General features: G+C 69.5%; 17 protein-coding genes. 8 read left to right on the top strand and 9 right to left on the bottom strand.

The annotated features are described in order from the left end of the window. The first annotated feature begins 270 nt into the window (after positions 1–270). Positions 271–1224 carry a bifunctional riboflavin kinase/FAD synthetase gene (locus tag ACIBLA_RS34200; RefSeq protein WP_399200857.1) on the top strand — a complete coding sequence of 318 codons (954 nt, stop codon included), beginning with the start codon at positions 271–273 and terminating at the stop codon, positions 1222–1224. An 80-nt stretch (positions 1225–1304) separates the two neighbouring features. Here ACIBLA_RS34200 and ACIBLA_RS34205 read toward each other — a convergent pair whose 3' ends face one another. The 9 genes from ACIBLA_RS34205 to eccE all read right to left on the bottom strand — a co-directional run bounded on the left by ACIBLA_RS34205 (position 1305) and on the right by eccE (position 14203). After that, a complete protein-coding gene (locus tag ACIBLA_RS34205; RefSeq protein WP_399200858.1) occupies positions 1305–2318 on the bottom strand; it encodes an oligopeptide/dipeptide ABC transporter ATP-binding protein in 1014 nt (337 codons plus the stop codon). Between the two features lie 127 nt (positions 2319–2445). Then, positions 2446–3444: an ABC transporter ATP-binding protein gene (locus ACIBLA_RS34210; RefSeq protein ID WP_399200872.1), complete on the bottom strand. Its 999-nt coding sequence runs from the start codon at positions 3442–3444 to the stop codon at positions 2446–2448. A gap of 71 nt (positions 3445–3515) precedes the next feature. Continuing rightward, on the bottom strand, positions 3516–4511 hold the full coding sequence (locus tag ACIBLA_RS34215) for an ABC transporter permease (protein WP_399200859.1): 996 nt from the start codon (positions 4509–4511) through the stop codon (positions 3516–3518). Continuing rightward, on the bottom strand, positions 4508–5584 hold the full coding sequence (locus ACIBLA_RS34220) for an ABC transporter permease (protein WP_363245410.1): 1077 nt from the start codon (positions 5582–5584) through the stop codon (positions 4508–4510). The genes ACIBLA_RS34215 and ACIBLA_RS34220 overlap by 4 nt, the downstream gene beginning before the upstream one ends. Before the next feature lie 57 nt (positions 5585–5641). Further along, entirely contained in the window at positions 5642–7552 is a 1911-nt protein-coding gene (locus tag ACIBLA_RS34225) for an ABC transporter substrate-binding protein (protein ID WP_399200860.1), read from the bottom strand. A 391-nt stretch (positions 7553–7943) separates the two neighbouring features. Beyond that, on the bottom strand, positions 7944–11279 hold the full coding sequence (locus ACIBLA_RS34230; protein ID WP_399200861.1) for an SCO5717 family growth-regulating ATPase: 3336 nt from the start codon (positions 11277–11279) through the stop codon (positions 7944–7946). Positions 11280–11738: 459 nt separating this feature from the next. Next, entirely contained in the window at positions 11739–11972 is a 234-nt protein-coding gene (locus tag ACIBLA_RS34235) for a DUF397 domain-containing protein (protein ID WP_023538288.1), read from the bottom strand. Between the two features lie 171 nt (positions 11973–12143). Continuing rightward, positions 12144–12842, bottom strand: a complete 699-nt coding sequence (locus ACIBLA_RS34240) for a hypothetical protein (protein ID WP_363245407.1) — start codon at positions 12840–12842, stop codon at positions 12144–12146. Beyond that, a complete protein-coding gene (gene eccE / locus ACIBLA_RS34245; protein ID WP_399200862.1) occupies positions 12839–14203 on the bottom strand; it encodes a type VII secretion protein EccE in 1365 nt (454 codons plus the stop codon). The genes ACIBLA_RS34240 and eccE overlap by 4 nt, the downstream gene beginning before the upstream one ends. 182 nt (positions 14204–14385) lie before the next feature. On the opposite strand from eccE, the gene eccB reads away from it, so the two are divergent. The 7 genes from eccB (at position 14386) to ACIBLA_RS34280 (ending at position 21789) form a co-directional block, all read left to right on the top strand. After that, a complete protein-coding gene (gene eccB / locus ACIBLA_RS34250; RefSeq protein ID WP_399200863.1) occupies positions 14386–15921 on the top strand; it encodes a type VII secretion protein EccB in 1536 nt (511 codons plus the stop codon). Between the two features lie 14 nt (positions 15922–15935). Beyond that, positions 15936–17234 carry a type VII secretion-associated serine protease mycosin gene (gene mycP, locus ACIBLA_RS34255; RefSeq protein ID WP_363245404.1) on the top strand — a complete coding sequence of 433 codons (1299 nt, stop codon included), beginning with the start codon at positions 15936–15938 and terminating at the stop codon, positions 17232–17234. Between the two features lie 216 nt (positions 17235–17450). Then, positions 17451–17891: a hypothetical protein gene (locus ACIBLA_RS34260; RefSeq protein WP_363245403.1), complete on the top strand. Its 441-nt coding sequence runs from the start codon at positions 17451–17453 to the stop codon at positions 17889–17891. A 6-nt stretch (positions 17892–17897) separates the two neighbouring features. Continuing rightward, positions 17898–19661 (top strand): WXG100 family type VII secretion target, encoded by a 1764-nt coding sequence (locus ACIBLA_RS34265; protein WP_399200864.1) that lies wholly within the window; start codon positions 17898–17900, stop codon positions 19659–19661. Positions 19662–19687: 26 nt separating this feature from the next. Beyond that, positions 19688–20983, top strand: a complete 1296-nt coding sequence (locus ACIBLA_RS34270) for a S8 family serine peptidase (RefSeq protein ID WP_399200865.1) — start codon at positions 19688–19690, stop codon at positions 20981–20983. Positions 20984–21051: 68 nt separating this feature from the next. Beyond that, positions 21052–21414, top strand: coding sequence for a WXG100 family type VII secretion target (locus ACIBLA_RS34275; RefSeq protein WP_363245400.1), 363 nt, complete (start codon positions 21052–21054; stop codon positions 21412–21414). A 75-nt stretch (positions 21415–21489) separates the two neighbouring features. After that, the gene (locus ACIBLA_RS34280) at positions 21490–21789 is read left to right on the top strand and encodes a WXG100 family type VII secretion target (RefSeq protein WP_381793613.1); all 300 of its coding nucleotides are present in this window, start codon (positions 21490–21492) and stop codon (positions 21787–21789) included. Positions 21790–21939: the final 150 nt, after the last annotated feature.

A 21939-nucleotide genomic window follows, 5' to 3' on the forward strand; every position in this document is an offset into this window, starting at 1 on the left:
GTCACCCGAAGGCCGGCAGAGCACCGCTTCTGTCTTTCGTGACGGGGCTGATTCCGCACCGCGCCGTCGAGGTGCGTACGGCGCTCGTCGGCGCATGGCTGACCGAGGACCCGCGGCTGTGGGCGCCGGTGATCGTGCCGAGTGCCCGCAAGTCCGTCATGTCTCTCGGTACTCCGATGCCGATGCGGGTCAAAAGCCACCGGCATGGCAGTCTTAGACCAGCGTAAGAGGCATTCACGTACACGGGTTCGGGCGAGGAGAGCGGTCACAGTGCAGCGCTGGCGCGGCTTGGAGGACATCCCCCAGGACTGGGGACGCAGCGTCGTCACCATCGGCTCCTACGACGGCGTGCACCGCGGACACCAGCTGATCGTCGGGCGCACCGTGGAACGGGCGCGGGAGCTGGGAGTTCCCTCGGTCGTCGTGACGTTCGACCCGCACCCGAGCGAGGTCGTCAGGCCGGGCACCCATCCGCCGCTGCTCGCGCCGCACCACCGGCGGGGAGAGCTGATGGCGGAACTGGGCGTGGACGCGGTGCTCGTCCTGCCGTTCACGGCCGAGTTCTCTGAGCTGTCGCCCGCCGAATTCATCGTGAAGGTGCTGGTCGACAAGTTGCACGCGAGCGCCGTCATCGAGGGGCCGAACTTCCGCTTCGGCCACCGGGCGGCCGGCAACGTCGCCTTCCTGGCCGAGCTGGGCGCGACGTACGACTACGAGGTCGAGGTCATCGACCTGTACGTGACCGGAGCGGCGGGCGGTGGAGAGCCCTTCTCGTCCACCCTGACCCGGCGGCTGATCGCCGAGGGCGACGTCGACGGCGCGGCCGAGATTCTGGGCAGGCCGCACCGGGTCGAGGGAGTGGTGGTGCGCGGCGCGCAGCGCGGGCGTGAGCTCGGCTACCCGACGGCCAATGTGGAGACCCTGCCGCACACGGCCATCCCGGAGGACGGCGTCTACGCGGGCTGGCTGACCGCTGACGGCGAGCGGATGCCGGCGGCGATCTCGGTCGGTACGAACCCACAGTTCAACGGTACGGAGCGGACCGTGGAGGCGTACGCCATCGACCGTGTGGGGCTCGACCTGTACGGGCTCCACGTCGCCGTGGACTTCCTGTCCTACGTACGGCCCCAACGGACGTTCGACTCCATCGAGTCCCTTCTCGAAGCCATCGCGGACGACGTGAAGCGCTCGCGTGATCTCGTCGCCGCGTACGACGCGCGCTGACGAGACCCGCGCCGACAAGAGCGCGCGAAGCCCCAACAAGGGCACCGTGTGTTCGAGTTGGGGATGTGGGGGTGCGCGGCTCAGAGCACTTTTTCACCCTCGGCGACAGCCGTGGCGGCCGTGGCCCAGTGGCAGGCGACCTGGGTGGTGTCGCCGCCCGTCAGTATCGGCAGGGCCTCCGTGCGGCACTTGGTGGCGACACCGGAGCGTTCCGCCCCGCCGGAGGCGAGGATCTGACACCTCGCGTGGAAGCGGCAGCCGGCCGGAATACGCGACGGGTCCGGCGGCTCGCCCGCAAGGACGACCGGTTCGGCTCCGGACTCCGGCAGCACGGACAACAGTGCCTGCGTGTATGGGTGTTGGGGCGACGTCAGTACCTGCTCCACCGGCCCCGTCTCGACGATCCGGCCCAGATACATCACGGCCACCCGGTCGGCGATGTTCCAGGCGAGCCCGAGGTCGTGCGTCACGACCAGGGCGGAAAGGCCGAGTTCGTCGCGGAGTGAGAGCAGCAGCGCCAGGATCTCGCCCCGTACGGAGGCGTCCAGGGATGCCACGGGCTCGTCGGCGACGATCAGTTCGGGCTTCAGGACCAGCGCGCCGGCGATGACGACGCGCTGACGCTGGCCGCCCGACAGTTCGTGCGGATAGCGCAGGAAGAACCGCTCCGGCGGCCGGAGGCCGGCGCGCGAGAGTGCCTCGGCGACGGCCTCACGTTCGTCGCCCTTGTACCGGTGGATGCGCAGGCCCTCGGCGACCGCGTCGTACACGGTGTGACGTGGGTTCAGTGAACCGCTCGGGTCCTGGAGCACCAGTTGGACGCGTTTACGGTACGCCTTGAGGGCGGCGGACTGGTAACTAAGAGGAACGCCGCCGAAGTTGACGCCGCCGCTCGTCGGCGGCACCAGGCCGAGCAGCGTCCGCGCGAGCGTGGTCTTGCCGCAGCCCGATTCGCCGACCAGGGCGACGATCTCGCCGCCGCCGATGTCCAGATCGACACCGTCGACGGCCCGCGCCGCCGGGGCGCCGCGCCGCCCGGGAAACGTGACATGCAGCCCCGTGGCCGAGAGCAGAGGCGTGGGCGTGGTGGTCATGACTGGCTCCTGAGGCGTGGCCGTCCGGCGGCCGTACGAGCGAGACGGTGCGGGGTACGGTGCCGACTCCGGCGTCGGCCCTGCCCTCTGCGGGCGCCGGGCGCCGCCCCGTCGGGGCGTGCGGACGTCATGGGCTCTGCTCCTCGGGCGTCGCCGACTGCTGCGCCGGTACCGTCGCGCCGACGTGTACGCACGCCGCGAGTCGGCCCGGTCCCGCGTCCCGCAGCGGCTGGTCCTCCCCCGCGCACTCGTCCACCGCGACGGGGCAGCGCGGATGGAACGTACAGCCCGACGGCAGCGCCGAGGGATCCGGCGGGTCGCCCGGCAGACCGCGCGGGGCCCGCCGCGAGGCGAGGTCCCCGATCCGGGGGAACGCCGCCGAGAGCGCGCGGCTGTACGGGTGCTCGGCGGCGTCGTACACCGCCTTCGCCGGTCCCTCCTCGACGATCCGGCCCGCGTACATCACGGCGAGCCGGTCGCATGTCTCGGAGAGCACCGCAAGGTCATGGCTGATCATCAGCAGGCTGATGTCCTGCTCGGCGACCAACTGCTCGATAAGTCGCAGGATTTGGGCCTGGATCATCACGTCGAGCGCTGTCGTCGGCTCGTCCGCGACGATGAGCCGGGGATCGCAGGCCAGCGCCATCGCGATCATCACCCGCTGCCGCTGCCCGCCGGACAGCTCATGCGGATAGGCGTCGGCGCGGGAGGCCGGCAGCCCGACCTGCTCCAGGAGTTCCACGGTGCGCCTGCGCGCGGCGGCGGGCGTCGCGCCCCGGTGCAGCAGCACCGGTTCGGCGATCTGGTCGCCGATACGGTGCACCGCGTTGAGCGAGTGCATGGCGCCCTGGAACACGATCGAGGCCCCGGCCCAGCGCACGGCGCGCAACCTGCCCCACTTCATGGTGAGCACGTCCTCACCGTCGAGCAGCACCTGGCCTGTCAGCCTCGCGGAGGCCGGCAGCAGCCGCAGCAGGGCCAGCGCCAGAGTGGACTTGCCGCAGCCGGACTCGCCGGCGATGCCGAGCTTGCGGCCCGATTCGAGGAGGAGATCGACGCCCCGTACGGCGGGGACGGCGGAGGGCCCCGTACCGTAGGTGACCCGCAGATCCCTGATCTCCAGCAGGCTCGACGCCGGCCCCGGCCCTGATTCGGCCCCCGCCCCCGCCTTCGGGCTCTCTGCCTTCGGTGTTTCGGTCAACGCGACACCCCAAGCTTCGGGTTGAGCACGGCCTCGATCGCACGGCCGCAGAGCGTGAAGGCGAGCGCGACGAGCGCGATCGCGATACCGGGCGGCGCCAGATACCACCAGTGCCCCGACGAGACGGCACCCGCCTCCCTGGCGTCCTGGAGCATGCCGCCCCAGGAGACCACCGACGGATCGCCGAGCCCCAGGAACGCGAGCGTCGCCTCCGTCAGGATCGCCGTGGAGATCCCGAGCGTCGTCTGGGCGAGGACCAGCGGCATCACGTTGGGCAGCACGTGGCGCGTCATGACGTGACCGTGCCCGCCGCCGAGCGCCCGGGCCCGTTCGATGTACGGACGCGACTCGACGGCGATGGTCTGCGCGCGCACCAGGCGCGCCGTCGTCGGCCACGAGGTCACCCCGATCGCCAGGATGACCGTCCAGATGCTGCGCGACATCACCGTCGCCAGCACGATCGCCAGCACGAGCGCGGGCATCACCAGGAACCAGTCGGTGATCCGCATGACCACCGTCGCGAACCAGCCGCCGAAGTGCCCGGCGACGATGCCGACGAGCGTGCCGATCGCCACCGACAGCGCGGCGGCGAGCAGCCCGACGACGAGGGAGATCCGGGCGCCCCAGATCAGCAGGCCGAGCAACGACCGGCCGAACTGGTCGGTACCGAGCGGGAATTCACCGCTCGGGCTCTCCAGCGCCGTTCCCGGTGCGTCGGTGACGCTCTGCACGTCGCCGCCGATGAACAGCGGCGACGTCAGCGCGATCAGGGCGATGACCGCGAGGCCGGCGAGACCGATGAGGCCGGCGCGGTGCGTACGGTACTGGCGCCAGAAGCGGGACACGGAGCCGCGACGCCGCGCCCACGCGAGCGACGAGGCGGACGTCGCCGCCGCCGACCCGGCAGGCGGCGCCGCATCGGTCGTCTCCGGTGTCTCCGGTGTCTCCGGTGTCTCCGGCGAGGGATTCGGCGGCGTTTTGTCGGCAGTCATCGGCCCACCCGGGGATCGAGGAGCGGATAGAGCAGATCGGCCAGAAGGTTCATCAGGATCATCGCGCCCGCGAAGACCACGAACAGCCCCTGCACGACCGGCAGATCAGGCACGCTGAGCGCCTGGTAGAAGAGCCCGCCGAGCCCCGGCCACGAGAAGACCGTCTCGACGAGGATCGAACCGGCGGCAACGTGGCCCAAGTTGATGAAAACCATCGTGACCGTCGGCAGCATCGCGTTCGGCACGGCGTGCCGGCGCCGTACGAGATCGTCCCGCAGCCCCTTCGCACGCGCCGTCGTCAGATAGTCGCTGCCCATCTCGTCCAGCAGCGAGGACCGCATCACCAGCAGCGTCTGCGCGTAGCCGACCGCCACCAGCGTCACCACCGGCAGCACCATGTGGTGCGCCACGTCGAGGACGTACGCGAAACCGGTCTCGTCGCCCGACTCCATCCCGCCGCTCGGGAACATTCCGGGGATCGGGCCGATGCCCACCGAGAACACGATGATCAGCAGCAGCCCCAGCCAGAACGACGGCACGGACCAGAGCGTCAGCGCCACACCGGTGTTGACCCGGTCGCCGAGTCCCCCGTGCCGCCAGGCGGAGCGCGTACCGAGCCACAGCCCGAGCGTCGAGTAGATCAGCACGGCGACACCCGTCAGCAGCAGCGTCGCGGGCAGCTTCTCGGTGATCAGCTCGCCGACCGGGGCGTGGAACTGGTACGAGGTCCCCAGATCACCCGTCAACGCCTTCGCGCAGTACTCGGTGAACTGCTGCCACAGCGGCAGATCGAGGCCGAACTGCTTGCGCAGGGTGGCCATCTGCTCCAGCGACGTCGGCTTGCCATGGGTCATGGCCTTCACCGGGTCGCCGGGGATGATCCGGAAGAGGAAGAAGCTGGTGACCAGGACGGCGAACAGCGAGACGGCGGCGCCGCCCAGCTTGCCCGCGACGTACAGCAGATAGTCGGTCCTGTGGCCCCTGGCGCGGGTGCGGGAGCCGCCGGACGGCCCGGACTTCACCGGGTCGTCGACGGCGTCCCGCACCCCACCGGAGGTGCTTGCTGTGCTCATACGGTGTCTTTCCGGGGAAGCCTCCCGGACCCCCTGTTCGCCGTCGTACCCACAGCCCTACTCACGGTCCTCGGCGGTGGAGCGGCGCCGCATCATGAAGAACAGCCCGAGTGCCGCCACGACCACCACGGCCGCGCCGATCCCGATCATCGTGCCGGTCGAGGAGCCGCTTTCCGAGCTCTCCTCGCCGGTCGCGTCGGCCGGTACGGCGGACCACCAGCTCCAGTAACCGTCCTGGCCCCAGATGTTGCCCGCGGCCTCGGGCATGGTGGTGATGGACTTGATCTGGTCCGTGCGGTACGCCTCGACGGCGTTCGGGTAGGCCATGACGTTCATGTATCCGGTGTCGTACAGCCGCGACTGGATCTGCTTGACGAGGTCGGTGCGCTTGGCGGTGTCGTACTCGACCGCCTGCTTGGCGTACAGGTCGTCGTACTTCTTGTCGCAGATGAAGTTGTCCGTCGCGCCGGTGCCGTCGGCCGTGGCGGGGAGGGCGGCGCAGGTGTGGATCGACAGGACGAAGTCCGGGTCCGGGTTGACCGACCAGCCGTCGAAGGCGAGGTCGTAGTTGCCGGCGAGCCACGGGTCGGACACGCTGTCCAGGCACTCGACCTTGAGGCCGATGCCGAGGTCGCCCCACCACTCCTGGAGGTACTTGCCGACGGCCTTGTCGTTCGGGTCGGTGGCGTGGCAGAGGATACGGAAGTCGAGCGGCTTGCCGTCCTTGCCGACGCGCTTACCGCTGCTGTTCTTCTTGTAGCCCGCCTCGTCGAGGAGCGTCGCGGCCTTCGCCGGGTCGTAGTCGATCGTCTGGGCGCCCGAGGGCTGCCAGAAGTACGACTCGAAGCGCGGCGGGATGTAGCCCTGCCCCTCCACCGCGTGGCCCTGGAAGACCTTGTCGACGATCGTCTTGCGGTCGACGGCGTGGAACAGCGCCTTGCGGACGTCCGGGTCGAGCAGCGCCTTGTGGCCGTTGCCGAAGGCCTTGCCGTCCTTCGCCTTCGCGCCCGGGTTGGTGGCGAGCGCGAAGAAGCGGCGTCCGGGGGCGTCGTTGACCTTGATGTTGTCGGCGCTGCTCAGCGCTGCGGCCTGAGCCGGCGTCAGGCCGGAGACGAACGAGACCTCGCCCTTCTGGAGGGCGGCGACCGCGGCGTCCTTGTCCTTGTAGTACCTGAAGACCAGCTCGTCGAACTTCGGGGCGCCGCGCCAGAAGTCCTTGTTGGGCTTCAGCCGGATGTACTGGTCGACCTTGAAGTCCTCAATGACGTAGGGGCCGTTGCCCACGATCGGGAACGTCTTGTCGTTGTTGAACTTGGAGAAGTCGTCGACCTTCTCCCATATGTGCTTGGGCACGATCGGCACGTCGAGCGCCGTCATCGTCGCCTGTGGCTTCTTGAGCTCGATGACGAGCTTCGTGGGGTCGGGGGCGGTGACCTTCTTGAAGTTCGACGTGAAGCTGCCGTTCGCCGTGGCCGCGTTCGGGTCCGTCATCATCTTGTTGAAGGTCCAGGCCGCGTCCTCGGCGGTCGCCTGCCTGCCGTCGGACCATTTGGAGTCGCCGCGGATGGTGAAGGTCCACGTCAACTTGTCCGCCGATGAGGCCCACTTGGTGGCGAAGGCCGGGACGGTGCTGGCGTCCTTGGGGTCGTAGTTGGTCAGGTACTCGTACGTCAGCCGGTGGACGCTGGTGGCGACGAGGGTCTGCGCCAGGAACGGGCTCAGCGAGTCGATGCTCTGGTCGACGGCGACCGTGAGGACCTTCTTGCCGTCGGCCGCCGCCGGGGCGGCGTTCGGCGCCGCCTTCGGTGCCGCCTGGGCCTGTGGCGCCGTGGGCAGCAGCGGACTCAGCGGGATCACGGAACCGGCCACCATCGCACTGGCAGCGGCGCCGGAGGCCAGGAAGAGACGGAATCGGAAGCGTTGCCGGGTGGGCTGCCGCGTCGTACGCGGTGGAATCCTTGTGACCATGGGTCGTGACCTCGCGTCATCACTCGCACGGAAAAACAGAGAAACAGAAAAGCAGATACAGAGCCTGAGAACTGAGAAGACGGCGAAACAGAGAGCAACAGGCAGCCAGGCAACGCGGGGAGAAGAGAGAAGCGGGGTGGAGGAGGGCGGATGGTCGGGTCCGCAGCTGGTCCAAGCGGTGGCTCGGAGCGGCGGCGTGAATCGGTTGCTCGCGTCGTCTGGCGGTGGCAGCTGGGTTGACGCCAGCTCACCGACTGGTGAAGCGAAGGTTTATCAGCGCTGGTCGGGCCGCGTCAACGGGCGTCGAAACCCCGTGTGGGCTGCGGGAATGCGATGAGGGTCCGCACGGTGACGATGGTGCGGACCCTCATTGGTATCGACCTCTGTCGCCTTACTGCTGAGGCGCTGACGGAGCCTGCGGAGGCTCCTGTTGCGGCCAGCCGGCGGGTGGAACCGGACCCTGCAACTCCGGCTGGCCGGGCTGCCCTGGCTGGCCCGGTTGGCCGGGCTGCGAAGGCTGGGGCGACTGGGGCGGCTGTTGCTGGGGAAGCGGCTGAGCGCCGGGGTGCCGGCCCGACTGCGCCTGGGAGGGCAACGACTGCTGCCAGCCCTGCTGCTGCGGATAGGGCTGCTGCGGGTAGTACTGCTGGCCGCCGGGGCCGGGGGGCTGCTGGCCCGGAGCCCCCGGTTGGCCCGGCACTCCACCCGGCGCCTGTCCGGGAGGCTGGCCGTGCCCGTACTGTCCCGGCATCTGCGGCTGCCCGTACGGCGGTTGCCCCGGCGCCTGCTGGCCGGGCTGCCCGTACGGCTGCTGTCCCTGCGGTTGCCCCTGCTGCTGGCCCTGGTGCCCCGGCATCGGCGGCGCGAGGTGCGGCGGCGGGTTGCCGTCCGCCGTCCACAGCCCCTGCTGGTGCTGGGCGCGTGCGAAGTCCTCGGCGATCAGCGCGGACAGGTTGAAGTACGCCTCACGGGTCTTCGGCCGCATCATGTCGAGGTCGACCTCGGCGCCCGCCGACAGGTGTTCGTCGAAGGGCACGACGACGACGCCGCGGCAGCGCGTCTGGAAGTGCTGCACGATGTCGTCCACCTTGATCATCTTTCCGGTCTCACGCACACCGGAGATGACGGTGATGGAACGCTGCACCAGGTCCGCGTACCCGTGCGCCGACAGCCAGTCCAGCGTCGTCGACGCACTGCTCGCCCCGTCGACCGACGGGGTCGAGATGATGATCAACTGGTCGGCCAGGTCCAGCACTCCACGCATCGCGCTGTAGAGGAGGCCGGTGCCCGAGTCGGTCAGGATGATCGGGTACTGCTTGCCGAGGACCTCGATCGCCCGCCGGTAGTCCTCGTCGTTGAACGTCGTGGAGACCGCCGGATCGACGTCGTTGGCGATGATCTCCAGCCCGGACGGTGCCTGCGAGGTGAACCGGCGGATGTCCATGTACGAGTTGAGGTACGGGATCGCCTGCACCAGATCCCGGATGGTCGCCCCGGTCTCGCGGCGGACGCGGCGGCCGAGCGTACCGGCGTCGGGGTTGGCGTCGATCGCCAGGATCTTGTCCTGCCGCTCCGTGGCCAGCGTGGAGCCCAGGGCGGTGGTGGTGGTCGTCTTGCCGACGCCGCCCTTGAGGCTGATGACCGCGATGCGGTAGCAGGAGAGCACCGGCGTACGGATCAGTTCGAGCTTGCGCTGCCGCTCCGCCTCCTCCTTCTTCGCCCCGATCTTGAAGCGGGAGGCACCGGAGGGGGTGCGGCTGCTCTTGGCCTTCGGCTTGTTGTTGCGCAGGAGGCGGTCGGAGGACAACTCGACGGCTGCGGTGTAGCCGAGCGGCGCGCCCGGCACCGAACGCTCGCGCTGGTCGTGCGCCATCGCCGTCGGCCAGCCTCCGGCGGACCGCGGGTCCATGGGAGGCGCGCCGGGCGCGGACTCCGGTGTGGACCCCGGCGCGGCACCGGGTACGCCGCCGGGTGCGGCTCCCTGCGGGTGCTGCTGGTACGGCTGTTGCTGCTGGGCCGGCAGATTGGGCGTGGGCGTGGGCGCGGGTGATGCCGGTGCCGGGAGGTTCGGCGACTGTTGCTGCGGCGCCTGCGCGGGCGGCGTCTGGGGAGCGTGCGGCTGCGGCTGCTGCTGTCCCGGCGGCGCGTACGGGGCGGGCTGGGCGGACTGCCCCGGCTGTCCGGGCTGGGGGAACCCGTAACCCTGCTGCGGGCCTTGGTGCCCAGGCTGCCCCTGCTGACCGGGCAGGCTTGGCTGGCCGGGCTGCGGGAAACCGTAACCGCTCTGCCCGTACGGGGCGTTGGGACCGGCGTTGACAGGCGCGGGGCCGCCCGGCTGACCCTGCTGTCCCGGCTGTGGGAATCCGTAGCCACTCTGCTGTGCCGTCGCGGCCGGAGTCGCCGGAGGCAACTGGGGCTGATGCGCGGGCGCGTGGGAGTGCGAGGGCGAGATCACGGGCGGCTGCGACTGCGGCTGGGCCTGTGACACCGACGGCGACGGGGGCGTCGAGGCGCGGTCCGTGGGCCACTGCGGCGCGGGCGCCGGGGCGGCCGGCTGGAAGGCGGGCGGCAGCGGCGGCAGTCCGGAGTCCGGAGCGGCGGGCGACGGAGACCACGGCGGCGCCGGCGCGGGCGGGGCCGCCGGAGTGTCCAGCCGGGGAGGGACGTCGGAGGGCTCGTCCGCGGGAACGGAGTCGGCCGGTTCGTCGACCGCGTTGCTCGGCTCGCCCGGCCGGCCCTGGACATCGTTCGAGATGTCCGTGAAGTCCGTGCCGCCTACGGCGGTGACGCCGGAGCCGGCGGCCTCGTCCGCGGCGTCGGAGCCGGAGCCGGAGCCGGAGTCGGCGTCGGAGTCGGTCGACGGGACCGGGCTTCCCAGGGGCACGTCGACGTCCGACCCGCCAGAGGCGGTCGGATAGCCCCCGCCGGTGTCCTCGTCCGCACCGTCGTCGCTGCCTCGGGCCGCACCCCCGTCGCCCTCGTCGGCCTCGTCCTCTCGATCCCGGCCGTCCCTGTCACGGTTGTCGTCATCACCGAGATCGAGTCCGAGGTCTTGGCCAAGGCTGAGATCAGGGTCGGCACCCGCCCCACCCCGCTCGTCGTCCGCCGTGGCTCCGGCGCGCACGGCATCGGCATCCCCGTGAGCGGCCCCGTCGGCACCGGAGTCGTCGTCATCAGCTTTCGCCGCCTGCTTGGCGGCGTCGATCTCCGCCATCTCGCGCTTCAGCGCGGCGGGAGAGAAGCGCATGGTCGCCCCGCTCTCCAGATCACCGGCCCCGAACGGCTGCGCGAACGGCTCCGACGCGGCGGCGTCGCCGGCCGGAGAGGCAGCGGCGGCGGGGGAGGGTGTCATGGGCGGCTCGGGCGCCACAGGAGGCGCGACGGGGGGCGTGGAGGGCACCACCGGATCGATGGACGGGGACAGGGGCGCGCTCTGTGCGGGAATCGGCGGCGGAGGCTGCTGGTGCGGCCAGTTCGGCTCGTACCCACTCCCCGCGGGCAGCCCCGGCACGGCCACCGGAGCCCCGTTCGGAGGCGGCGGCGGAGGGGTGGAGCTCCGCTGCCCCGCACCGTCGCCCGACGTGTCCCCGGAGGCGTTCTGCGTGTACCAGGCCGGCGGGGTGTAGTCGATGGTGAACTCACCCGTCAGCTCGGCGGGCTCCGCGTCGGACTGATCATCACCGGGAGTGTTCCAGTCTCCACGGATCTCGTCCCGATCGCCGTTCACTTTGCCTCCTGGTGTGGTCGAGCACCCTTGTGCCGTGTTGGGTGGGGGCGACCGCTGTGACTCGATCAGCCCGGCTCTACCCCTTTGGGACGCTCCCGACATGCCTGCGGGTTCTTGTGCGCCCTGACCCACCCTAATCGTCCACAAGGCCACTCCGGCAGGCCCGTCCGCCCGTCAACCGCCGCCCCGTACGCCACCTGTTGCCGCCGGGTGATTCGGGTACGGCAGACGGTCAGGAAGAGTGTGGGATGAATCGCGACAACAGGGCATGAATGCCCGCCCGTTCGCCCCACCCCCGGGCACGACCCAACAATCCGGTATCGGCGTCCGAAAGAGGTCCGGCCCTGGCGGTTGTGTACCGGAGCGCCCGGACCGGAAAGAGTCTGCGGCTTCTGTCGCTTCTGTCGTTTCCGACGGGCCTCCTCCTACAGAGGTGGCGTAGGCCTTCGCCGCAGCGGCCTAGCGGATGTCGAACTCCCCGTCGCGCGCGCCCAGTACGAACGCCCGCCACTCCGCCTCTGTGTACCGCAGCACCGTGTCGGGATCCACGGACGACCGCATCGCCACCGCTCCGCCGGGCAGATGGGCGATCTCGACCCGCTCCTCGTCCTCGCTCGTGCCCGGGGCGCTGAGCCACTCGACATCCGAGATGTCGAGGGCGTACAGCTCGTCCTTCTCCTGTGCGGTCCCCATCGGTCAGACCTTCCCTTCCACAACGGCTGAGTTGAACGATCACCACGCGCGGGCGGAGCCAACACCCCACCGACGCGCACTCCCACGGATCCTAGATCCGCCCGGCGCGTCCGGTACGGCGATTCCCCACCCGTCACTCCTGCCGGGGAGCCCCGCCCCGTAAGGGGCGGTTCAGTCCATCCTGCGAGCCGTGCCCAGCAGTCCCGACTCGGCATCCGTGGGGCTGGTCATCACCCAGTGACGCTCACGCCCGGCACACCACAGGGTGACGCCGTCAGCCAGCGTCGGCAGCGCTTCACTCTCCGCGGCCGACAGCCCCAGAATCCGGCCGATCTGCTCGGCCTCGCGCGGGGACACCCGCTGAATGCCCACCAGCGTCGAGTTCCGCATCAACCGGGGCGCCACGGGGCTCAGATACGGCAGCAACGTCATCACCGACTGCCACGGCGCCGACACCACCCGGCCACGGGGCGGTCGCATGCCGGCGTCCCGAACGACCACCACGGGGCTGCCCACCGTCGCTCCCTGCGGCGGCACCCGCCCCACGTCGTGCAGGGTGATGCACTCCAGTCCCGCGCCGGCGGCCTGCGCCAGCAGCGTCCACGCCTGGGCGCGCCCCGTCTCGACCACCACACGCGCCCCGGTGCCGGCCGCGCGCAGCGCGATCACCTGCGCCGTCCACAGGCCGCCGATCAGCAGGACGTCGTACGGCGCGGAGCGGTGGAACCCCACCATCTGGGGGTGCCCCTCCGCGTCGTCACCGATCACCACACCGTCGTCCCCGACCGGCAGCGAGAGCGCACCGAGTTCGTCGGCGGGCATGGTGTGACCCGCGTGCCGCGGGCCGAGCAGCGTACGCAGCCCGCTCATCGGGCGCCTCCCAAAGGAAGAGTGGCCAGGGCCCCGGGCAGCTGTTCACGGTCGAGGCGTACGAGTCCCACCTTGGCCGACCGCGCGGCCTGCTCCAACAGCCGCCGCACGCCGACCAGTTCGGTGTCGCTGCCGCCGGTGATCCGTACATGGCCGTTCACCGTCATGGCTCCCTGGTGGGCGCCGCGGCGCAGGGTGAGGCTGAAGGTCGTCGCATACGCCGGGGTGGCGGTCAGCAGCGACACCACTTTGGGCAGCGGGGCGGCCCCGCGCCCCAACTCGGGCCAGCGGCCCACCGCGTACGTCGTGTGCCACCTGTCGTCGCACCGCCAGACGCGCGGCGTCTCGGCCGTACGCCGCGTCGGGGCGGCGTCGGGGCGGCCCGCGAGGGCGGCCTGCGCGGGGCTGGCACAGGCCGATGTCGCGATGGTGGAGTTCAACTCCTCCTGGTCCAGCACGACGGCCCGGAACCCCGCCCCGGTGATCCGGCTCGCCACGTGGTCCGCCACGCGTACGAGGCAACGCTGGGCCCCCTCGACGCCGCCCCCGCGCGCGTCCACCGCCTCGCGGCACAGCTGGGGATCGAGCTTCACCGCCACCCACGTCAGCCGCAGCGCCGGGGCGCCGGTCTTCTCCTGAAGAGGGATGTACGAGAGCCGGGCCACCGACTGCGGAGGAAGATGCGGCGCGGGCGCCGAACGCACCTGCTGGACCAACTGGACCGATTCCAGTCGGATGTCGTCGACCTCCAGGGCGCCGCCCAGGAGCGAGAGAGGCAGCGCCCGCGCGCCGAAGGCGGGGCGCAGCGCGGAACCGCTTGCCTCGACCCGTACGACCGCGGTGAGGAAGCCACCGTCGCCCAGCATCCCCACCGTGCGCCGGTCCCGGTCGACGTACGTGTACGGGCGCAGAGCCGGGACGCTCTCCGCGACCGGGGCCAGCGACGGATCGGTGTCCGCCGGGGCGGGGCCGGCGGCCCGCTCGCGCGCACGGAGGGTGAGAACGCTCGCGAGCCAGTCCTGGACGGCGTGGCCGCGGCGACGCAGGACGGCGAAGACGACCAGCACGGAGGCGACGGTGACCGTCGGGACCAGCCACAGTCCGCCGACCACGACACCGACGGCGGCGAGCGCGAGCGCCAGCTCGACGAGCACCAACTGCCGTAGCTGGAAGGGTCCTACGTGGCTGGTGCGGGAGAGCGCCCGCAGGGTGGTCGTCGCCGGGACACGTGACGCTGTCGAGGTCGAAGGGGGCACGGGGCCGGTGCCGGGGGCATTGCGGCGTTGCCGCCGGGAAGATCGGGAAGGGCCGGGGGCCTGTCCGGAAGTCCGCCCATCGCGTGCGCGCGTCGCCGTACCCATCCCCGCGTTGCCCCCTCTGTCCGTAATGGCCATTTCCCCGTGGGCGGTTGACCGGGCGATCACCCTACCTGAGCAGTGAGGCGTGATCTCCAGCATGCATAGTAGGGGGCCGGAACGACGGCAGCCCCCTCCGTAAGGAGGGGATAGCCGGCCGCGTAGTGGGGGAGAGGGACAGCGGACAGATGGCATCACGACGGGACGAACTCAACGCCTACACCTTCGCGAAGCGAAGGCTGATCGCGCAGTTCGTACGGCCGAACTCGACCGGCTCCGAGGAGGGTGCGCCCCGCCCGATTCGTGGGGTGCTCCCCAGCATGATCGTCGCCGTGGTCATTCTCGCGATCTTCGGCGCCTGGGGCATGTTCAAGCCGGTGGCGCCCAAGGAGTGGGACACACCTGGCGAGAACGTCATCATCGCCAGCAAGTCCACCACCCGTTATGTGGTGTTGAAGACCGGGAAGCCCGGCAAGATCCAGCTTCATCCGGTCCTGAACATGTCCTCGGCCAAGCTCCTCCTGAACCCGGACAAGGGCAAGGTCATCAACGTCGACGAGTCCGTGCTGGACAGCGGCAAGATCCCGCACGGCGCCACTCTCGGTATTCCGTACGCCCCCGACCGGCTGCCCGACGCCAAGGAGGCCGGCGCCGCCAAACGCTGGGCGGTCTGCGAGCGCCCCGGAGAGGGCGGGCGGGCCATCGAGAAGGCGGCGTTCGTCTTCGCGGAGCGTGAGGCGAAGAAGACCGACGGCGCGAACCAGCTGACCGGCGGCGAGCTGATGTACGTGGAGGGGCCCGACGAGACCCGCTACATCGTGGACCGGGCGGGCAAGGCGTACGCCGTCGACGCGGACGATGACGTGTTGCTGCAACTGCTCGTCGGCAACGACCGCGAGCCTCAGCGCGTCTCCGCCGCTTGGCTGGACACGCTGCACGAGGGCGACCCCGTCAGCTTCCCCGAAATCGACGAAACGCCCGCCGCTGACGCGGGGGTCGGCGGCGACCTCGCCCCCGAGCTCGACAAGATCGGCACCATCCTCACCGCGACGGACGGCACGAAGGACCAGTACTACATCGTCCTGGAGGGGCGAGTCGCCCCCATCTCCGACTTCACCGCGAAGCTGCTGCTGGACAGCCCTGACCTGGTCACGGTCGGCCAGAACGGTGAGGCCAAGTCGGTCAGTGCCGCCACCTTCCGGCCCGGCGCCCCGTTCGGGCAGGACAAGGACTGGCCGGAGAGCAGCCCCGACGCCGTCAACTCCGCGAGCACGGGGGAGGGAAGCCGTAACACCGTGTGCAACGTGCTGCGCGAGGTGGACCCGGACAGCGGCGACACCACGCTCACCACCTGGGCCGGCACCGGCTTCCCGGCGACGCTGGCGACCGGGGCGACGAGCGCGTACGTCACCCCCGGATCGGGCCAGCTCTTCCGTCAGTTCACGGGTGGCACGACCAAGTCCGGCTTCCTCTTCCTCGTCACGGACACCGGCCTGCGGTACGCGATGCAGTCCAACGGCGACAACGCGGGCGACGACTCGGGGATCGGCGAATCCGGCTCGGAGAAGGACAAGCAGAACAGCCAGGCCGAGGTGCAGAAGGCACAGAACAGGCTCGGTTACCAGAACGTGGACGCGGCTCCGGTGCCCGCGGCCTGGTCCTCGTTCCTGCCGACGGGGCCGAGACTGTCGACCAGCGCCGCGGGTCAGCCGCAGGGTTCGTGAGGGGCGGGGCAGCCATGACGTACGTCCACACTCACACCCGTGATCGCGCGGGTACGCGCACGCCCAACTCCTCATCCACGTACCGCAAGTTGGCCGCTTCGGCGACAGCCTTGGTCGCCACCGCGCTCTCGCTCGTGACTCTGTCGGCGCCGACCGCGACCGCGGACACGGGGCAGTGCGACTTCCCCGCGGAGAAGTACGCGGGCCGGCCGTGGTCCTTGCAGCGCGTACTGATGGACGAACTGTGGAAGCAGTCGACCGGCAAGAACGTGCGGGTCGCCGTCATCGACACCGGCGTCGACGTCAAGAACCCGCAACTGGCCAAGGCGGTGGACGTCGGCAGCGGCAGCAATCTGATTCCCGCGAACGCCAAGGACGACAACGGGAACAAGCTCGAACGCGGCAAGGCGAACGGCACCACCGATGTCGTCGGCCACGGCACCAAGGTCGCCGGCATCATCGCCGCCCGCTCCGGCGAGGGGACCGGATTCGTCGGTCTCGCGCCCGACGCCACGATCATTCCGATCCAGCAGAACGACGCGTACGGCAACGGCACCGCCGAGACGCTCGCCCAAGCCATCGAGCACGCGGTTCAGGAGAAGGCCGACGTCATCAACATCTCCCAGGACACGGCGAACGCCGTAGAGCCGGCACCGGTGTTGAAGCAGGCCGTGGACGCCGCCCTCGCGGCGGACGTCGTGGTCGTCGCCTCGGCGGGCAACGACGGCCTGGACGGCAAGGACAAGAAGACGTACCCCGCCTCGTACGAGGGCGTACTCGCCGTGGCTGCGTCCGACCGCAACAACGAACGGGCCCCGTTCTCCCAGCCCGGCGACTTCGTGGGCATCGCGGCGCCGGGGGTCGACATGGTCACCACCGTGCCCGGAGGCGGCCACTGCGCCGACGACGGCACCAGCTTCTCCGCCCCGTACGTCGCCGGAATCGCCGCCCTGATCAAGAGCAAGCACGACGACTGGACGCAGGAGCAGATCGTCGCCCAAATCCAGCAGACGGCCGAGCGCTCGATCCCCGGCCGTGACCGCCTCGTCGGCTGGGGAGTGGTGGACCCGGTCCGCGCGCTGACCGAGGACGACAAGCCCGTCGAGAAGCCGGTGGCACACGAAGGAGTGACCCGCGCGGAAGCGCCGACCCCGGCCGAGGTCCATCTCGGCGAATCCGCCGAGGAACGCAACTCCCGGCTCGCGACCTACGTCGTAGTCGGGGGCGCCGTCCTCGTGGCGGCGATCACGGGTGGTTCGGTCGCTCTGCGCGACTCACGTCGCCGGGCGCGGCGAGTTGCGGAGAGTCGGTGAAAGTGGTGGTGATTGAGGGTGTGGTCGCCACAGTCAAGTCACGTGATGGATAACGCACTTAGAGGTTGTACGGCCGAGTAGCTAGAGTGGTTGCGAGCGATCACCGGGCGGCGTAGAAAGAAAGGTCCGCCGTAATCGCGGGGCGGGACGGCTGAAGCAAACGGGGAGGAACGGGCATCGTGCCTGAGTCGGTGTGCGGCGTGAGCGGGGGCTCCGATGGCGAGTGATCTTGAGCGCGGCGTTGGGGCGCTGAAGGATTTCCAGAGCAAGATCAACACCTTGCTCTCGGAGTTCGAGCGCGGCGCGGGTGGCAAGGGCGAGATCGAGGCTCAGCGCGTGCCACGAGCCTCGTTCAGCGGCCCCGGAAAGTTCGACGAGGCCGAGGGCTTCTCGATGCAGTACGACCGGGTACATGCGGCGCTCATCTCACTGTCCAAGTCCCTCGGGGACCAGATAGAGCTGCTGAGTATCGGAGTTCACGCCGCCGACGTCGGCTACGACAACGTCGAGGAAGACCTGCGGTACCGATACCACACGATTCAGACGCGACTGGACGAGCAGCGCGAGGCCCAGGAGAAGCAGCAGAGGCAGGACAGGGGCGAGGCACCCGAGGCGCCGCGCCAGGACGCCACCGGCGGCACGAAGGACTTGGGGTGATGAGACATGACTGACGAAAAGAAACCGCCGCTCTCCCCCCAGGAGCAGCAGCAGAACGAAGAAGCCGCTCAGATCCGGACAGAGTTCGGCGTGGTCGACGTCACAGAGCGCATGGCGACGGCCATGGGCGGACTCTTCTTCGGCAACTCCGGAGGGTTCTTCGGCAGGACGAGCTTCGAAGAGCGCGGGCTCAACGACATGCTCGACCTGCTGGACGGCGCGAACCCCTCGGACCTGGAGAACGCCGGCAAGAACCTCGAAAGGGCCAAGAAGAGCCTGAACGAAGCCGCGCAGGACCTCAGCGACTTCGTCAAGGCCACGGACTGGCACGGTGAGGCAGCCACCAACTTCCAGAGCTACGGCAGCGAACTGGCCAGGTACGCCTGGGACTTGGGCTCGTTCGCGAACATCGTCGGCACTCAGCTGACTGTCGCGGCGACCGGTCTGACATCGGTCCGTAGCGCCAAACCGCCCCGAGACAACCGGGCCGACCTCAGGCGTCCCAAGGACTTCCCGGTCTCGGAACAGCGGGAGGACAACCCGGAGTACAAGCAGGCCGTACAGGCGGAGGAGAACCGCCAGGAGGCCATCAACCAGATGAACCGCCTGGCGTCGTTCTACGCGGTGTCGGAGCAGTCGCTGGCGGAGGCGAAGGAGCCGGTGCTGCCGAAGATGCTGGCGGCAGACGTGCCCCTGCCGAGAGACAGGCAACGAACTGTCGAGTCGGGATCGGCGACCACGGAGTCGGGAGTTCCGGACGGGGCACCTCAGCGGCCGAGTGCTGTACGCGCCGACGCAGATGGCACAGACGGCGTCCGCCGTACCGGTACAGAAGGCTTGGTAACGGAAAAGCCCCTGCCGAACATCTCGATGGAGATCGACAGCGTCAAGACGCTGCCGCCCACCACGACGGATCCTGGTCCCGTGCAGCCTCCCACGGCGCCAACCGTCCCAAGTTCGGGAAACGGCCATGTCCCGCCCCTGGGACCCAATCTCGGTCCTCCTGTACGCGGCGGTCCACGTTCCGGCCCTCCGCTCGCGCCGAGGGGAGGAGGCCCTGGACCGGTCTCCAACGCGAAAACAAGTACTGGAGGCGGCGGGCGTCAGGGTCCCGTAGGGCGCCCGACCCCGATGAGTGGCAGCACCAACTCAACTTCGCAGTCGGGCAGGGGTCCGGTCGGCAGGCCGACCCAGATGGGGCCCGGCATGGGACGCAGTGGTGGCGCGGGCGCCACCCGGAACCCCATGGTCGGTCGGCCGAGTACTGGGGGGCAGTCCATGGGCGGGCGTTCCGGTTCGGGCTCGTCCTCCGGGTCCCGCACGGGCCGTTCCAACGGCATCGTAGGAGGCACGCCACAGCGCGCCTCCGGTGGTGGCACGGGCGGTTCCGGGTCGCGTATTCCCCGGGGGAATGTCATCGGTGGTGCGGGTAACACGACACCGGGCCGCCCGTCGTCGGCCGTGCGTCCCAGCCAGTCCGGCGTTGTGGGGGCGGGGCCTGCGCAAGGTGAAGTGCGGCCCAAGGGGCTGAGCATTTCTAACGTCAACAATGGCGTCGTGGGCATTCCGCGAAGCGATGGTACGCCCCCCAAATCAGGCGCCGATGGTTTTACGACAGGCGGCTCGGGGCTGTCCGGTGACCGGAACGTCCCACAGGTCCACAACGAAGAGCCGCAGCGTCCCGGCCAGCCAGGTCCGGAATCTCGGGTGGACGATGCAGAGACACAGGCGGGGCGGCGGCGTAGTGCCGTACCGCCAGTCATCGACTAGGCACAGCGGAAGGTTCGGAAGTCGGGATGACGGCAGGAATGAGCCAGGTTCGGAAGCGTTCCGGACTGTACGCCTGGCGGCGCGGTCTGGGAGGCGCGGTGGTCATGGTGGGCGCCTTGGCCATCGGTACGGTCGGTGCCGCTCCGGTTGCGGTCGCCGCAGAGGGGCAACCGAACCAGTGGTACCTGGACGCCATGCGTGCCGAGGAGATCTGGAAGTCCACTACCGGTGAGGGCATCAAGGTTGCCGTCATCGACACGGGTGTCAACTCGTCGACGCCCTCTTTGAAGGGCCAGGTCCTTAAGGGAGTCGACGCGACAGAATCGGATGGCGAGGCGACGGACGATTACACCGGCCATGGAACAAGCATGGCTGAGTTGATCGCCGGAACGGGAGAGGGTGGAGGCCTGCGCGGGTTGGCGCCCGGGGCCAAGATCATTCCCATGCGAGTCGCGACCGAGGATTTCCAGGGGAGCGGGGTGAACGAGTGGGACGAAACGAATGCCATCAGAGCAGCCGCCGACAGCGACGCGCAGATCATCAGCATGTCGCTCGGTAACCAATTTCTGAGCGCCAAGCAGAAGGAAGCGGTCCAGTACGCGCAGAAGAAGGGGAAGCTGTTTTTCGCCCCGGTCGGCAACAGTGCCAAGAAGGGCAACAAGCCCGAATACCCGGCCAACTACCCCGAGGTGGTCGGCGTCGCGGCTTCCGACCCCGATGGGGAGGTAGCCGACTACTCCCAGCACGGCGACTTCGTCGACATCGCGGCCCCCGGTAGTGAGACGCCGTTCTGGTGCGATGAGACGTTCACAAAGTACTGCGTGGGTGATGGCGGAACCAGTACAGCCACCGCCCTAGCCTCCGCCTCCGCCGCCCTCATCTGGTCCGCCAACCCCGACTGGACCGCGAACCAGGTCCTCCGCGTCATGTTCGAGTCCGCGGGGCGTGGTGACGACTGGAAGCCAGGCACCGTCAGCAACTACCTCGGCCACGGGCTCGTCCGCCCCAACGCCGCCATCAACCGCGGCATCGGTAAGCCCGGCGACCCGGACGTCAGCCCTCTGACCAACGAGCGGACGACGGCCGAAGATTCGTCGGACGCCGACGCCCCCTCCAAGGACTCGTCGGACGACTCGGCATCCTCCCCGCCCAAGCCCGGCGCGGACGGCGCGAAAGACACGGACACAGACACTGATACGGCCAACGCCGCCGAAGACAGCGGGGACGACAGCCAGTTGGGGCTGATCCTCGGCGGAGCGGCGGTCGTCGCTGTACTCGCCGGTGGCACATTCGCCGTCGTCCGCAAGCGCCGCACAGCGTGACCGCGCAGCCAGACCACTCACCGAAGCACCCACGCAGTAACGAGCACATACGAAAAGGAGACTGACATATGGCAGTCCAGAAGGTCGGCGATCAGAGTCTCAAGGACTTCCAGGACGAGATCACGGTCAAGTTCGAGGACGTCAAGGGACAGTTGAGGAACCTCCAGGGCGTCATCGACAGCCTGGAAGGTGCCTGGAGGGGCATCGGCGCGAGCGCCTTCGACGTGAAGCAGGCCGAGATCAACTCCGGCATGGTCCGCATCGCGAAGATGCTGCTCAACTTCCAGGAAGCGATCCAGGTCACCCGTACCACCGCGGGCAACACCGAGGACGAGGTCTACGCGGCCCTCAACGGTGTCGACGTGACCGCCGGCTTCTCCGGTGACGCCGCCGCGACGGCGAAGGCGACGTCGAACATCAACGGTTACTGACAGCACCACAAGACACCTCAGACACAGCACCACCGCACAGCACACCACCCACACTGACAGGAAGCAGGAGGACTCGTGGCTCAGCAGAACGACGGCACCATGGTCGTGACCTACGGCTCGCTGGAGCAGGCCGCCGGCGTCATCGAGAAGCAGGCAGCCCGGCTCGACGAGAGCCTTGAGGCCATTCAGACGAAGATCCGCGGAGTGTCCGCGACCTTCGAGGGTGAGGCCAAGACCGCGGCGGACGCGGCCCACAAGAAGTGGGACAACGAGACGCGCATGATCCACAACGCGCTCAAGGACATCGCCCGCAAGGTCCGCGAGGCGGGCCCGACTTACCAGGCGGGCGACAAGAAGTCCGCCGGCTACTTCTAAGGTTCCAAGAACTCCTGAGAAGCAACCGGCAGTTGCGGCGACAGGGGGGGGCACGCGCGGGAGGTGCCCCCCTTTGCCGTGCCTCTACGCACCGCTCCGTGCCTACGCACGTGCAGCACTCAGCCGCAGGCCGACAAGGTATGAGAACCG

It is taken from the genome of Streptomyces sp. NPDC050433 (genome assembly GCF_044458565.1).
Classification (GTDB): Bacteria; Actinomycetota; Actinomycetes; order Streptomycetales; family Streptomycetaceae; genus Streptomyces.